The following is a 14,301-nucleotide window of genomic DNA, read 5'->3' on the forward strand; positions in this document are numbered from 1 at the left end:
GTGGCCCCGGCAGCATCAAGGGTCCGTACAGAAAAGGGCAAATCGGTGTGATTCCTGACACGCCAACCGGGCGTGTCCCCGCCCGAGACGTCAACCTTTGGGTGGGATCGGGGTGCGGGTACTTGCGCGAACCGCCGGTCCCGTGTGGACTACGGCCAAGCCTCGGCAAGGATGTCGAGCCGAATACTGGAGGTTATTCCCGTGAGCGCGACCGCGGACCCCGCGGACAAGTCCAACCCGGCGCACCGTCTCGGCTACGAGCCGGGCCAGATCGTCCAGGAGCTCGGGTACGACGAAGACACTGACCAGGATCTCCGCGAGGGCATCGAGGAGATCACCGGTACTGAACTCGTCGACGAGGACTACGACGACGTCGCCGACGCCGTCCTGCTGTGGCACCGCGAGGAGGACGGGGACCTGACCGATGCCCTCGTCGACGCCCTGGAGTACCTCGCAGAGGGCGGCCTGGTCTGGCTGCTGACGCCCAAGACCGGCCGGGACGGGCACGTGGAGGCGCACGAGATCGCCGACGCCGCCAAGACCGCCGGCCTCTCCCAGACCAGCTCGGTGGCCCTCGCCAAGGACTGGATGGGCACCCGGCTGGCCACCCCGAAGGCGGCGAAGACCGGCAAGCGCTGACTCTCGGAACATCTCGGAACGGCCCCGCTGGAGTTTTCTCCAGCGGGGCCCGTTCGTTTCCGGGGATGGCCTGTAGTTGCCGCCGGTGACCTTGTTCACCCAGGGCGAAATCGGGGACGGATCGGGCAACTGCCCTCACCCGTTCGGCGGAACGGCCTCAAACGGATGCAAGGATGCCTGAGGCACCCGACCAGAGGCATTCACAGGAGGACCAGCATGGCGATCGAGGTAGGCACCGAGGCTCCGGACTTCGAGCTGAAGAACCAGCACGGCGAGCTGGTCAAGCTCTCCGACTTCCGGGGCGAGAAGAACGTCGTCCTGGTCTTCTACCCGTTCGCGTTCACCGGTGTCTGCACCGGCGAGGTCTGCGCGATCCAGAAGGAGCTGCCGCGCCTGCAGAACGACTCGGTGCAGGTGCTCGCGGTCTCCAACGACTCGCCGTTCACCCTCCGGGTCTTCGCCGACCAGGAGGGCCTGGACTACCCGCTGCTCTCGGACTTCTGGCCGCACGGCGAGGTCTCCAAGGCGTACGGCGTGTTCGAGGAGGAGAAGGGCTGCGCGGTGCGCGGCACCTTCGTGATCGACAAGGCCGGCGTGGTCCGCTGGTCGATCGTCAACGGCCTCCCGGACGCCCGGGACGAGCAGGCCTACCTGGCCGCCGTCGACGCGCTCTAAGACCCTTCCGAGGCCCTCCGGCGACCGTGCCGGAGGGCCTCGGCGTGCGCTGACGGCGGCTCGGTGGACATTCGTACGGTCGACCGGGCCGGGTCACTGCCCACGGTGGGGAACCCGGCACTACGATCGGGCCGTTGGGCAGAGTGAAACACCATCAGCGCTTTTGGAGGACCAAGTGGGTGTCAGCCTCAGCAAGGGCGGCAACGTCTCGCTCACCAAGGAGGCCCCGGGCCTGACCGCGGTCATCATCGGCCTCGGTTGGGACGTCCGGACCACCACGGGCTCGGACTTCGACCTGGATGCCAGCGCGCTGCTCCTGAACGCCGAGGGCAAGACCGGTTCGGACGGCAACTTCGTCTTCTTCAACAACCTGAAGAGCGCGGACGGCTCGGTCGAGCACACCGGTGACAACACCACCGGTGAGGGCGAGGGCGACGACGAGCAGATCAAGGTCAACCTGGCCGCCGTGCCGGCCGACGTGCTGCGGATCAACTTCCCGGTGTCGATCTACGACGCCGAGAACCGCCAGCAGAACTTCGGCCAGGTCCGGAACGCGTTCATCCGGGTGGTGAACCAGGCGGGCGGTGCCGAGATCGCGCGTTACGACCTCTCCGAGGACGCCTCGACCGAGACCGCGATGGTCTTCGGCGAGCTGTACCGCAACGGCGAGGAGTGGAAGTTCCGGGCGGTCGGCCAGGGCTACGCCTCCGGTCTGCGCGGCATCGCGCAGGACTTCGGGGTCAATGTCTGACCTGAGTGCCTCGCCCGAATCCGGGTGAATAGGCTTGAGGCCGGGGTCGGCCGGAGCGTACGCGCTTCGATCGGCCCCGGCCTTCGCCGTGCCGTGCGGCGCGGGTGGGTGAGTTCAGCAAGTTCAGCGGGCCGGTAAGGGCCCGGAGAGCGTCGCGGGGGCGTACACCTGGGAGGTCGATCGCCCGGGGGAGGGCCGAACCGCGGCACCGTACGGCCCCCATGGACCGGGTGCGGTACGGACGGGAGCCCCGGCGACGGGGGGAGCTGGAGGAAGCATCATGAGTGTCACGCTCGCCAAGGGCGGCAACGTCTCGCTGACCAAGGCCGCGCCGAATCTGACGCAGGTGCAGATCGGTCTGGGCTGGGACGCGCGTTCCACCACGGGGGCGGCCTTCGACCTGGACGCCAGCGCGCTGCTGTGCAGCGGCGGCCGGGTGCCGGACGACGCCCACTTCGTCTTCTACAACAACCTGCGCAGCCCGGAGGGCTCGGTCGAGCACCAGGGCGACAACCTGACCGGTGACGGCGACGGTGACGACGAGACCGTGGTGGTCAACCTCGAACTGGTGCCCGCCACCATCGACAAGGTCGTCTTCGCGGTCTCGATCTACGACGCCGAGACCCGGCTGCAGAACTTCGGCCAGGTCAGCAACGCCTACATCCGGGTGGTGAACCTGGCGGACGGTCAGGAGATCGCCCGCTACGACCTCTCCGAGGACGCCTCCACCGAGACTGCGATGATCTTCGGTGAGCTCTACCGCTACCAGGGCGAGTGGAAGTTCCGCGCGGTCGGCCAGGGCTACGCCTCCGGCCTGCGCGGCATCGCCCTGGACTTCGGCGTCAACGTCCAGTAACCCCTGCTTCCCCTGCTCCTCCTGCCACCTGAAAGGTAAACAACTCCCGTGGTCCTCCGTACATTCGGTTGGTCGTTCGGCATCACCGCCGCCGGCCTGATCGCCGCCGGCCTGCTCTGGGGGTGGGAGGGCTTCGGCATCGTGCTGATCCTCTCGATCCTGGAGATCTCGCTCTCCTTCGACAACGCGGTGGTCAACGCCACCGTGTTGAAGCGGATGAACCCGTACTGGCAGAAGATCTTCCTGACCGTCGGTGTCCTGATCGCCGTCTTCGGCATGCGGCTGATCTTCCCGCTGCTGGTGGTCGGCCTCACGGCGCACCTGAACCCCGCGACCGTGATCGACCTGGCCCTCAACGAGGGCAAGGAGTACGCCGGTTACACTTACGGCGAGTACCTCGAGATGGCCAACCCGGCGATCGCGGCCTTCGGCGGGATCTTCCTGCTGATGATCTTCCTGGACTTCATCCTGGAGGAGAAGGACTTCAACTGGCTGTCCTGGCTGGAGCGCCCGCTCGAGAAGGTCGGCAAGCTGGACGCCTTCTCCTCGGTGATCGCCCTGGTGGTCATCGCCCTGTCGGCCAACCTGTTCGCCGGTGACAACGCCGAGACGGTGCTGCTGGCCGGTCTGCTCGGCCTGGCCACCTACCTCGCGGTGAACGGCCTCTCCAGCGTCTTCGAGCACCGCCTGGAGGAGGAGGCCGAAGCCGAGGAGGAAGCCGAGAAGTCGGGCAAGACCCTGGTCCAGGTCGGCGGCCGGGCGGCCTTCTTCCTGTTCCTCTACCTCGAAGTCCTGGACGCCTCGTTCTCCTTCGACGGTGTGGTGGGCGCGTTCGCGATCACCCAGAACATCTTCATGATCATGCTGGGCCTCGGCATCGGCGCGATGTACATCCGCTCGCTGACGGTCTACCTGGTCCGCAAGGGCACCCTGGACGACTACGTCTACCTGGAGCACGGCGCGCACTACGCGATCGGCGTGCTGGCGGTGATCCTGCTGGTCGGGATCGAGTACCACGTGCCGGAGCTGGTCACCGGTCTGGTCGGCGTCGGCTTCATCGCCGCCGCCTTCGTCTCCTCGGTGCTGCGCAACAAGCGTGAGCAGGCCGTGGAGGGCAGCAGCAGCTGACCTCCGGTCAGGAACGCGGAAGGGCCCCCGACCTGAGGTCGGGGGCCCTTCGTGCGTCGTCGGGTGTCAGCCGAGGCGCTGCTCGATCGCCCGGAGCTTGCGCTCCAGGGTGTCCAGCGAGTCCAGCTTGGGCATCGACTGGGTGTCGTCGTCGACCGTCAGGTCGATCGTCGAGCCACCGCCGACGGCGGCCCGCGGGCGGCGGCCCGCGTTCAGCGCGGCCGGCTCCAGCGCGGACGGGCCGACCTTGGCCATCGGGTCATCCGATAGCGCAGGCTCCGAAGCGGACTGGCCGTCGCCGGAGCCCGCGGTCAGGGCGGCGACCTGGCGGCCGCCACGGCTGCGGCCGAGCACGCCGCCACTGGAGCGGGAGATCGCCTTCAGCTCGGCCCGCTCGCGCCGGTCCGCACTGCGGGCCCGGGTCTTGGCGTCCATCTTCGCCTGACGCTCCTCGCGGACCTCGTCGACCGCCTCGTCCAGGCTGCGGACGTTCTCCAGCAGCATCAGCGACCAGGCCGCGTAGGTCTCGCGCGGGGCGCGCATCCAGCGGACGATCCGGATCTGCGGCAGCGGGCGGGGCACCAGGCCCTGCTCGCGCAGCGCGGCCTTGCGGGTCTGCTTCAGCGCCCGGTCGAACAGGATCGCGGCCGAGATGGACATCCCGGAGAAGAACTCGGGAGCGCCGTCGTGGCCGCCACCGCGCGGCGCGTGCACCCAGTTGAACCAGGCCGAGGCGATCGCGAAGACCCAGACCAGCAGGCGGGAGCCGAGCGCGGCGTCACCGTGGCTGGCCTCGCGGACGGCGAGCACCGAGCAGAACATCGCGGCGCCGTCCAGACCGAACGGGACCAGGTACTCCCAGCCGCCGGTCAGGCCGAGGTTCTCCGTACCGAAGCCGACCAGGCCGTGGAAGGAGAGCGCGGCGGCCACGCCCGCGCAGCAGAACAGCAGGATGTACGAGGAGATGCCGTAGATCAGTTCCTTGCGGCGGCGGCGCTCCTCGGTGCGCTCCCAGGAGTCTTCGGAGGATTCGACCTTGCTGTTCTTGAACCGCAGGGCGGCCACCAGCAAGGCGGTGAACAACAGGGCTGAGCCACCTACTACGGCCCAGACCAGCTGTATGGAGGAGAAGTTCATCGCGGCGTGGGCCTCGGCTTTCCGCAGTTCGGGGCAGCGGCGGGTGCGTCGGGCCGAGCGGCGCGTCGACGGCGCCGCGGCAGAAGGCCCGAGCGTACCCGTACGTGACGGCAGGTACACATGTGCGGCTAGACGATATCGCGTCCAGAAGGCGTGCATGCTACGGGAGGTGACTATGCATCTGCCACCGTGACACGGACGGTATCTGACGGTGACTCCGGCCCCCCGGCTGGGTAGGGGTCCGGTACGGTGGGCTGGCCGATCTGGGGAGGGAAGCGATGGTCTCGTTCTGGGATTACCTGCGCAGGGATCGTGACAGCTTCGACATCGGAGACCAGTACAAGATCACCCTGACCAAGTCCCAGCCGCAGCACGCCCTGACCGGCCCGGCGGCCACCACCGGCTACCTGTACGTCAACCTGCACTGGACCACCCGCACCGCCGAGTCCGCCGCCCCCGGCGCCTCGCTGAAGCGGCTGCTCAGCCCGCGGATCCTGCGGCCGATGGAGCCGGACAGCTACTCCCGCCCGCAGGTCAACGTCGACCTCGACCTGGCCTGCATGTACGAACTCACCGACGGCACCAGGGGGGTGGTGCAGCCGCTCGGCAAGTACTTCGGCGACCTGCAGCGCCCGCCGTACATCAAGCTCAGCGGGGACGACGTCTACGGGGCGCCGTCCGGCGAGACGATGTACATCAACCTGGAGAAGAAGGACCAGTTCCGGCGGCTGCTGATCTTCGTCTACATCTACGACGACACCCCGGCGTTCGACCGGACGCACGCCACCGTGACGATCGTGCCGCAGACCGGTCCCCGGCTGGAGATCGCGCTGGACCAGCGGGCGGCGACGGCCCGTTCGTGTGCGGTGGTGCTGATCGAGAACACCGGGGACGGGCAGTTGACGGTCCGTCGGGAGGTTCGGTACGTGCACGGATTCCAGTCCGACCTGGACCGGCTGTACGGCTTCGGGATGCAGTGGCAGCGCGGCTACAAGGCGAGCACGCCGGAGTCCTGAGGCTGCTCGCTCAGCGCGGTTGGAACTGCGGGCCCTGCGGCGGCAGCGCGAACGGCGGCTGGTAGGCAGGGGGTTGTGGGGGGTAGCCGTACCCGGGCTGGGGCTGGGGCTGCGGCTGTGCCTGGGGCTGCTGCGGTGCCTGCTGCGGCTGGTAGGGCGGGGGCGGCGGGATCGGGCGGGGTGCGGCCGGGGTCAGGGCGTAGCTCTCCGGCTCCGGCGCGGCCGGGCTGACCGGGGTGACGGGGGTGACCGGGACCACGGTCGGCGGTGCCGAGGGCACGTGCGCGGCGTCGTCCTCGACCGTGATGCCGTAGTCGGTGGCCAGCGCGCCCAGGCCGTCCGCGTACCCCTGGCCGATCGCGCGGAACTTCCAGCCGCCGCCCCGGCGGTACAGCTCCGCCACCACGAGGGCGGTGACCTGGCCGGCGTCGGTGCAGGAGAACTCGGCGATCGGCGCCGTACCGTTCGGCGACGCGGCGTCGTGCAGCACCACCCGCAGGTCGGTCACCGCCGGGAAGGTGCCGCCCTCGGCCGAGCCCGCCAGCACCACCCGGTCCACGTCCGGCGGCAGCTTGCCCAGCTCCACCTCGACGGTGTCGGCGACCTCGGCGCCGCTGCGCTGCTTCGGCAGGTGGCGGACCAGTCCGGACGGATGGCGGGGCTGGTTGTAGAAGACGAAGTCGGCGTCCGTGCGGACCTTGCCGTCGGCGCCGACCAGCAGCGCCGAGGCGTCCACGTCCGGCGCACCCGGTGCCGTCGTCCAGCGCAGCACGGCACGGACGGCGGCGGCCGTCAGCGAGATGTTGGCGCCCTTGGCCATCACGTGCGTCATAGCGGACCATCCTGCCGGTTCCCGAGCACTGTGGACAACGCGACGGCCTGCTCCACCCACCTGCCCTCGGTCCACACCCTTCCTCCGCACCCACTCCACCGGTGCTGGACGGCGGATGCCTGCTTTGTGACGCGGACGGTAATCTTCCGAGAAATCGACGTTTCGGGTGTTCGGCATGGCCGAAATCGACCGTACGATGGCCGCTTGCGGGCGTCGGTCACCAACTCACCCGGCCCCGAAGGTCCTTCCTACCCCGCCGAGCCGTTCCGCGAACCATCGGGACGGCCCATCCGTCTATCCAGAGACAGCCCACTCCGACCTCCCGGGAGAGCACCTTGCGCCACTTCGGCCATCTCGCTGCAGCCGATCGCAGTCGCCTCTTCCTGGAACAGCCGGCCGAGTTCCACCGGGACAGCCCCGCCGAGCTGCTGTCCACCGCACTGGGCGCCACCCTCTACAGCCCCGCCACCCGGAGCACGCTGCTGGCGGACGTCCGCAAGCAGGCCGCCCGTGGCGTGGTGTCGATGGTGCTCTGCCTGGAGGACGCGATAGCCGACCACGAGGTCCCGGCTGCCGAGGCCAACCTGGTCGCCCAGCTCACCGAGCTGCACGCGGCCGGCCCCGGCGACGACCTCCCGCTGCTCTTCGTCCGGGTCCGCACGCCCGAGCAGATCACCGAGCTGACCGACCGGCTCGGCCCGGCGGTCACCCTGCTGACCGGGTACGTCCTGCCGAAGTTCACCGAGGAGAGCGGCGGCCCCTTCCTGGAGGCGCTGACCGCCGCCGAGACCGCCTCCGGGCACCGGCTGTTCGCCATGCCGGTGCTGGAGTCGCCCGAGCTGGCCCACCTGGAGACCCGGCGCGAGCAGCTGTTCGGCATCGCCCGGCTGCTGGAGAAGTACCGCGACCGGGTGCTCGCCGTCCGGCTCGGGGTGACCGACCTGTGCTCCGCGTACGGGCTGCGCCGCTCGCCCGACCTGACCGCCTACGACGTGGCCCTGGTCGCGGGTGTGATCGGCGACGTGGTGAACGTGCTCGGCCGGGCCGACGGCACCGGGCACACGGTGACCGGGCCGGTCTGGGAGTACTTCCCGGTCCAGGAGCGGATGTTCAAGCCCCAGCTGCGCCGGACCCCGTTCGCCGAGGCACACCCGCCGGCCGAGGGGCTGCGCCAGCGGATCATCGAGCACGACCTGGACGGCCTGATCCGCGAGATCGAACTCGACCGCGCCAACGGCCTGTTGGGCAAGACCTGCATCCACCCCAGCCACGTCCCGGCGGTTCACGCGCTCTCCGTGGTCACCCACGAGGAGTACTCGGACGCCCGGGACATCCTGCAGCAGCACCAGGGCGGCGGCGGGGTGCTGCGCTCGGCGTACACCAACAAGATGAACGAGGCGAAGCCGCACCGGGCCTGGGCCGAGCGGATCATGCTGCGCGCCCAGGTGTTCGGGGTGGCCCGCGAGGAGGTCAGCTTCGCCGAGCTGCTCGGCGTCTGCCTCTGCACCTGAGTTACCGTCGACAGTCACTGTCGACCGAGTCCGTTCGTACCGAGAAAGCAGGAGTTTTGGCAGTTCAGGACGCATCAGGGACGTGGACCGGCGGTTGGGTCACCGAGCGGCTCGGTCTCCGGCTCACCGGCTCGCCCGAACTGCCGGAGCTGATCGGGCTCGCGCTGCGGGAGAACAAGAAGCGGGCCCACCTGCTGGTCTCCCAGGTGCTCGGCAAGCACGTGCCGCAGCGGCCCGCCGTGGTGCACGGCACCGGGGTGGAGCTGGGCCGCCGGGTCCGCGAGCTGCTCGGCCCGGACGCCGCCGCGAAGGCGGTGGTGCTCGGGTACGCCGAGACCGCCACCGCGCTCGGCCACAGCGTCGCCGACGGCCTCGGTGCGCCCTACCTGCACTCCACCCGACGGCCGGTGGCCGGGGTCGCCCCGGTCGGCGGCTTCGAGGAGGAGCACTCGCACGCCACCTCGCACCTGCTGCTGCCCACCGACCCGGCCTTCCTGGCCGGGGACGGGCCGCTGGTGCTGGTGGACGACGAGTTCTCCACCGGCACCACCGTGCTCAACACCATCCGGGCGCTGCACGCCAGGCACCCGCGCTCGCACTACGTGGTGGTCGCCCTGGTCGACCTGCGCACCCCGGCCGACCAGGCCAGGCTGACCGAGGCCGCCGCCGAGCTCGGCGCCCGCCTCGACCTGCTGGCCACCGCCACCGGCGGTGTCGAGCTGCCCGCCGACGTACTGGACCGGGCCGCCGAGCTGATCGCCGCCGCCCCTGCCCAGACCCCGCCGGACGGCCCGTCCGCACCGGTCGAGCGGGTCGACCTGCCCTGGCCCGCCGGGCTGCCCGAGGGCGGCCGGCACGGCTTCTCCACCGCCGACGCGGACCGGCTGGACGCCGCGCTGCCGGAGCTCGCGGCCCCGCTGGTCGCTCTTTTGGCCGACCGGCGGAACGTGCTGGTGCTCGGCTTCGAGGAGCTGATGTACGCGCCGCTGCGGATCGCCGGCGCGCTGGGCGAGCTGATCGGCGAGGACCGGGTCCGGTTCTCCACCACCACCCGCTCGCCGGTGCTGGCGGTCGACCACCCCGGCTACGCGATCCGGACCCGGCTGGCCTTCCCCGCCCACGACGACCCGGCCGACGGCCCGGGGGAGCGGTACGCCTACAACGTCGCGCCCGGCAACGACGCCGGGCGTCGCTTCGACGCCGTGGTGCTGGTGGTCGACCAGCCCGGCGACACCCCGGCCCTGCACGAGGGCGAGCATGCGCTGCTGCGCCAACTGAGCCGGGTCACCGACCTGGTGGTGCTCGCCGTACTGCCATCCGTTCCTTTGAGCCAGCTACCGTCTGTGAGCCCGATGAGCACTCCCGCCCCGCTGCACGGTCCTGCCTTCTCCTCCTACCCTGCCGAGGACGTGAGCTGGCTGCTCACCGACCTCTCCGAGGTCGCCCTGGAGGCGCCCACCGAGGAGCGCGAGGAGGCGGTCCAGTCCGGGGGCGCGCACTACGCCGAGTCGCTGCCGGTCGAGTACCAGCCGAGCCCGGAGTACCAGGAGCTGTTCCAGCAGGCGCTGACCACCTCGGTGGACCGGATCGCGCTCGCCGTCGGCACGGTGGCGGAGACGCTGCACCGCGAACGCCTGGGCGCGGGAAGCGAGTTGGTGTTCGCGTCGCTGGCCAGGGCCGGTACGCCGGTCGGCATCCTGCTGCGCCGCTGGTTCGCCTTCGCGTACGGCCTGGACGCCCCGCACTACGCGGTCTCGATCATCCGCGGCAAGGGCATCGACCCGGTGGCGCTGCGCTACCTGGCCGAGCGGCACGACTCCCGCCAGGTGGTCTTCGTGGACGGCTGGACCGGAAAGGGCGCGATCACCCGGGAGTTGGCCGCCGCGCTGGAGGGCATGCCGTTCGACCCCGAGCTCGCGGTGCTCTCCGACCCGGGCGGCTGCGTGCGCACCTACGGCACCCGGGACGACTTCCTGATCCCGTCCGCCTGCCTCAACTCCACGGTCTCCGGCCTGATTTCGCGCACCGTGCTGCGGTCCGACCTGATCGGCCCGAACGACTTCCACGGCGCCAAGTACTACCGCGAGCTGGCCGGGGCCGACGTCTCCCGGAGCTTCGTCGAGGCGGTGGCCGGCCGATTCGCTGCTGTGCACGCCGACGCGGTCAAGGCCGCCGACGAGCTGGCCGGCACCGACCGCACCCCGGACTGGGCCGGCTGGGCCGCGATGGAGCGGATCAGCGCCGAGTACGGCATCGACAGCGTCAACCTGGTCAAGCCCGGTGTCGGCGAGACCACCCGGGTGCTGCTGCGCCGGGTGCCCTGGCGGATCCTGGCCAAGCGCGGCACCGGCGCCGACCTCGACCACGTACGTCTGCTCGCCGCCCAGCGCGGCGTGTTCGTCGAGGAGGTGGACGACCTGCCGTACTCCTGCGTCGGTCTGATCCACCCCCGTTTCAGCCGCGGCGCGACCGGCGCCGACGGCACGGCAGTCAAGGTGGAGCACTGATGGACCGTCAGTTCATAGTCGCCAGCGATCTGGACCGCACCCTCATCTACTCCAACCGGGCGCTCGCCCTGGACGTCCCCGACCGGCTGGCGCCCCGGCTGCTCTCGGTCGAGGTGCACGACGGCAAGGCGCTCTCCTTCATGACCGAGCAGGCCGCCGAGCTGCTGGTCGAGCTGGTCCAGCAGGTGGTCTTCGTGCCCGCCACCACCCGGACCAGGGCCCAGTACGAGCGGGTCAACCTGCCGGGCCCGACGCCCGGTTGGGTGCCGCCGTACGCGATCTGCGCCAACGGCGGGCAGCTGCTGGTCGGCGGCGTGCCGGACAAGGAATGGCAGGGCGAGGTCAAGTCCCGCCTGAAGGAGGGTAGTTCGCCGCTGGCCGAGGTGGTCGAGCACCTGGCGATGGCCGCCGACCCGGAGTGGACCCACAAGCGCCGGGTGGCCGACAACCTGTTCGCGTACCTGGTGGTCGAGCGGGCCATGCTGCCGGCCGGCTGGATCGAGGAGCTCACCGGCTGGTGCGCCGAGCGCGGCTGGTCGGTCTCACTGCAGGGCCGCAAGGTGTACGCGGTGCCCACCCCGCTCAGCAAGAGCTCGGCGCTGGCCGAGGTGGAGCGCCGGGTCGGTGCGGCCACCGTGCTCTCGGCCGGTGACTCGCTGCTGGACGCGGACCTGCTGCTGGCCGCCGACCACGGCTGGCGCCCGGGCCACGGCGAGCTCGCGGACGCGGGCTGGACCGGGCCCGGGGTGACCGCGCTGACCCAGATCGGGGTGGCGGCGGGCGAGGAGATCGTCCGGCAGTTCCTGGCCACGGTCGCCGCAGGCACTTCCCGAGCCCCGTCAGGGGCTCGGGGAACTGCGACGCCGACCTCAGGGGTGTCATAGCCGCCTGTACGGCTTCATGGGAACTGCCCGATCCGTCTACTCAGCCGCAGCAACCCCCGCCGCAGCAGCCTCCGCCGCCCGAAGGCTGCTGCGGGGCGCTGCCGGCGGCGCCTGTCACCGCGACGGCGGAGAGCAGCTTGACGGTGTCGGTGTGCCCCTGCGGGCAGAGGGCCGGGTCGCCGGCCTGGGCCATGGCGCGGCGGAGTTCGAACGTGGCGCCGCAGGTGCGGCAGCGGAAGTCGTAGCGAGGCATGCCCGCAGCGTACCCAGTGTCGGCCGGACTTGGCGTCAGTACTTGGCCTCAGTACTTGGCGTCAGTCGGACTTGCGCTTCTCCCGGATGTACACCTGCTTGCGCAGCTGGGCGACCACCGAGCCGTCCGCCGCCAGCACCTCGGTGTGGAACCAGACCAGCGCCTTCTTGCCGTCCGCCGTGAGCTCGCGGATCTCGGTCAGCCGGTCCTCGGTGAGCACGAACTCGGCGAAGACGTCGCCGCGCCCGGGGGAGACGAAGTCGATCTCGGCGGCGGCGTCCCAGACCACGTAGCCCGGGCCGAGGTTCTGCATCACCAGCAGCATCCAGAACGGGTCGGTCATCGCGAAGATCGAGCCGCCGAAGTGGGTGCCGACCCAGTTCCGGTTGAACCAGCGCAGCCGCAGCCGGACCTTCGCGGAGCGGAAGTCCGGCGAGACCGCGAGGACCCGGATGCCCGCGAACAGGAACGGTGGCCAGAGGTTGATGCCGCGCCGGAAGGTGGTGGCGCTCAGGGTGCGCTTGCGTGCCATGGGGCGACTCTAGCAAGGAAGTTACCGGCGGGTAATGTGACTGGCGTCACTTAGGTGTGAGTGCCCCGGATGAGGGTGACCACCTCGGCGGCGGTGTCCCGGACGGCGGTCAGCTCGGTCAGGAAGTGCCAGTAGTCGGGGTGCCGGCCTGCCTCCTCGAGTGCTGCCACCGCCCGGTCCAGCCGGGCCACCGCCGCGTCCAGCGGAGCCGCGTGCCGGGGGTCCGGCGTCTGCCGACCGGTCATCGCCAGCCGCTGGGCGTCCCGGATTGCGAACCTGGCCCGCTCGATCTCCTTGTGCGGGTCGTGCGCCACTTCGTTGAGCTGCCGGAGCCGCCCGTGTACCGCCGCGATCGAGCCGTCCGCGCTGTCCAGCAGCGCCCGTACCGTCCCGATCGCCCCGGTCGCGTCCGGCCAGCGCTGCTCGTCCCGGGCCCGGACCGCCTCGGTCAGCTTGGCCCGGGCGGCGACGGCCGCCTCGTGCGCCTGCTCCGGTACGTGCTGGAGGTCCTGCCAGCAGGCCAGGCTGAACCGGCGGCGCAGCTCGCTCAGCGCGGGCTCGATGCTCTCGCTCTTGGTCTCCAGCGCCTGGATCCGGGTGCGCAGGCTGCCCACCCTGCGGTCGATCTCCCGGGCCTTCTCCGGCCGCTGTTCGGCCGAGACCCGGATCGCCTCGGCGCGCAGCGCCACGTCCTCGGCCCGCTTGAGCGTCGGCGCCACGCCGTGCCGGCCCGCACCCTCGTTCAGCCTGGTCAACTCCGGTGCCAGCTCGGCGAGTCGGGCCGCCAGGTCGTCCGCCTTCAGCCCCGCCGAGCGGACCGCCTCCAGCGCGGTGGTGGCACCCAGCAGCGCCCGCTTGGCCCGCTCCACCGCCGGGGTGACCCGGATCAGCTGAGCTTCGGCGTGCTGCAGTATCGGCTGCAGCCGGGCCAGGAAGCCGGTCAGCTCGGTCTGGGTACCCGTCAGCTTCTGCTTGGCCTGCTCCAGCTGCCGGCGGGCCTGGCTCGCGGTCGCCGCGTCCAGCTCCGCGTCCTCCAGGTCATGCGCATCCAGCGCGGCCAGGTACTCGACGCTCACCTCGTTGACCCGGCCCGAGAGCTGCTGGAAGTCGGTGAGCGCCTGACGGGCCGTCCGGTCGTCCTCGGCCGCGCGGATCGTCTCGACCGCGAGCTCGACCTCCCGCTGGGCGGAGTCCAGCTCGTAGAACGCCTGCTGCGCCGCATCCCTGGCGGCCTGGGCCTCCGCCCGCTGCGTATCGGCCCGCCGCCACCAGCCACCCCGCCCGCCGCCGCCACCGGCCACCCTCACGCCCACACTCCCAGTCCGGTCCGCACGCCTCCGCCCCATTCTCGCCGATCACCCCACGATCCCGGCACCCTTCCGGCCCCCCGGCCCGAAAGCCTGCGGCGGACCACTCCCCGGACCAGGTACTCTTGGCTCTCGTCGTACGCCGCCGGACCCTCGGCGCGCCACGATGGGGGCGCATAGCTCAGCGGTAGAGCGCCGCCCTTACAAGGCGGATGTCGGCGGTTCGAAACCGTCTGCGCCCACAGTGCTTGAACTGCACAGAAGCCCCGGACC

Annotated in this window: 14 protein-coding genes and 1 tRNA gene; 10 read left to right on the top strand and 5 right to left on the bottom strand. The window is 70.8% G+C overall.

What is annotated here, in order from left to right:
- The first annotated feature begins 201 nt into the window (after window positions 1–201).
- The 5 genes from ASC99_RS32460 to ASC99_RS32480 all read left to right on the top strand — a co-directional run bounded on the left by ASC99_RS32460 (window position 202) and on the right by ASC99_RS32480 (window position 4,049).
- Window positions 202–639 (top strand): DUF3052 domain-containing protein, encoded by a 438-nt coding sequence (locus ASC99_RS32460; protein WP_057238817.1) that lies wholly within the window; start codon window positions 202–204, stop codon window positions 637–639.
- Between the two features lie 216 nt (window positions 640–855).
- Entirely contained in the window at window positions 856–1,314 is a 459-nt protein-coding gene (locus tag ASC99_RS32465; RefSeq protein ID WP_057238818.1) for a peroxiredoxin, read from the top strand.
- A gap of 175 nt (window positions 1,315–1,489) precedes the next feature.
- Window positions 1,490–2,065 carry a TerD family protein gene (locus tag ASC99_RS32470; protein ID WP_057238820.1) on the top strand — a complete coding sequence of 192 codons (576 nt, stop codon included), beginning with the start codon at window positions 1,490–1,492 and terminating at the stop codon, window positions 2,063–2,065.
- Window positions 2,066–2,345: 280 nt separating this feature from the next.
- A complete protein-coding gene (locus ASC99_RS32475; protein ID WP_057238822.1) occupies window positions 2,346–2,921 on the top strand; it encodes a TerD family protein in 576 nt (191 codons plus the stop codon).
- A gap of 48 nt (window positions 2,922–2,969) precedes the next feature.
- Window positions 2,970–4,049: a DUF475 domain-containing protein gene (locus ASC99_RS32480; RefSeq protein WP_057238824.1), complete on the top strand. Its 1,080-nt coding sequence runs from the start codon at window positions 2,970–2,972 to the stop codon at window positions 4,047–4,049.
- A 66-nt stretch (window positions 4,050–4,115) separates the two neighbouring features.
- Here ASC99_RS32480 and ASC99_RS32485 read toward each other — a convergent pair whose 3' ends face one another.
- Window positions 4,116–5,186 (bottom strand): DUF2637 domain-containing protein, encoded by a 1,071-nt coding sequence (locus ASC99_RS32485; RefSeq protein ID WP_057238826.1) that lies wholly within the window; start codon window positions 5,184–5,186, stop codon window positions 4,116–4,118.
- A 278-nt stretch (window positions 5,187–5,464) separates the two neighbouring features.
- Between ASC99_RS32485 and ASC99_RS32490 the strand changes: the two genes are divergently transcribed.
- Window positions 5,465–6,202 carry a Tellurium resistance gene (locus tag ASC99_RS32490; protein WP_057238827.1) on the top strand — a complete coding sequence of 246 codons (738 nt, stop codon included), beginning with the start codon at window positions 5,465–5,467 and terminating at the stop codon, window positions 6,200–6,202.
- A 10-nt stretch (window positions 6,203–6,212) separates the two neighbouring features.
- Here ASC99_RS32490 and ASC99_RS32495 read toward each other — a convergent pair whose 3' ends face one another.
- Entirely contained in the window at window positions 6,213–7,034 is an 822-nt protein-coding gene (locus ASC99_RS32495; RefSeq protein WP_057238829.1) for a TerD family protein, read from the bottom strand.
- A gap of 335 nt (window positions 7,035–7,369) precedes the next feature.
- On the opposite strand from ASC99_RS32495, the gene ASC99_RS32500 reads away from it, so the two are divergent.
- Genes ASC99_RS32500 through ASC99_RS32510 form a run of 3 tightly spaced genes read left to right on the top strand, consistent with a single transcriptional unit; the run spans window position 7,370 to window position 11,936 of the window.
- Entirely contained in the window at window positions 7,370–8,545 is a 1,176-nt protein-coding gene (locus ASC99_RS32500) for an HpcH/HpaI aldolase/citrate lyase family protein (RefSeq protein ID WP_057238834.1), read from the top strand.
- Window positions 8,546–8,601: 56 nt separating this feature from the next.
- Complete coding sequence (locus tag ASC99_RS32505) at window positions 8,602–11,052, top strand: phosphoribosyltransferase (RefSeq protein WP_057238836.1); 2,451 nt, start codon at window positions 8,602–8,604, stop codon at window positions 11,050–11,052.
- Window positions 11,052–11,936, top strand: coding sequence for a hypothetical protein (locus ASC99_RS32510; protein WP_057238838.1), 885 nt, complete (start codon window positions 11,052–11,054; stop codon window positions 11,934–11,936). Before ASC99_RS32505 ends, ASC99_RS32510 begins: the two co-directional genes overlap by 1 nt.
- 40 nt (window positions 11,937–11,976) lie before the next feature.
- Here the strand turns inward: ASC99_RS32510 and ASC99_RS32515 are convergent, their stop codons facing one another.
- From ASC99_RS32515 to ASC99_RS32525, 3 genes are all read right to left on the bottom strand, one after another.
- A complete protein-coding gene (locus tag ASC99_RS32515; protein ID WP_057238839.1) occupies window positions 11,977–12,189 on the bottom strand; it encodes a zinc ribbon domain-containing protein in 213 nt (70 codons plus the stop codon).
- Between the two features lie 61 nt (window positions 12,190–12,250).
- Window positions 12,251–12,721, bottom strand: a complete 471-nt coding sequence (locus ASC99_RS32520; RefSeq protein ID WP_200948484.1) for a DUF4442 domain-containing protein — start codon at window positions 12,719–12,721, stop codon at window positions 12,251–12,253.
- Window positions 12,722–12,771: 50 nt separating this feature from the next.
- A complete protein-coding gene (locus ASC99_RS32525) occupies window positions 12,772–14,028 on the bottom strand; it encodes a hypothetical protein (RefSeq protein ID WP_235502873.1) in 1,257 nt (418 codons plus the stop codon).
- Window positions 14,029–14,198: 170 nt separating this feature from the next.
- On the opposite strand from ASC99_RS32525, the gene ASC99_RS32530 reads away from it, so the two are divergent.
- Window positions 14,199–14,270, top strand: a tRNA-Val gene (locus tag ASC99_RS32530).
- Window positions 14,271–14,301 lie beyond the last annotated feature (31 nt).

Source organism: Kitasatospora sp. Root107, assembly GCF_001424875.1.
Lineage (GTDB): Bacteria > Actinomycetota > Actinomycetes > Streptomycetales > Streptomycetaceae > Kitasatospora.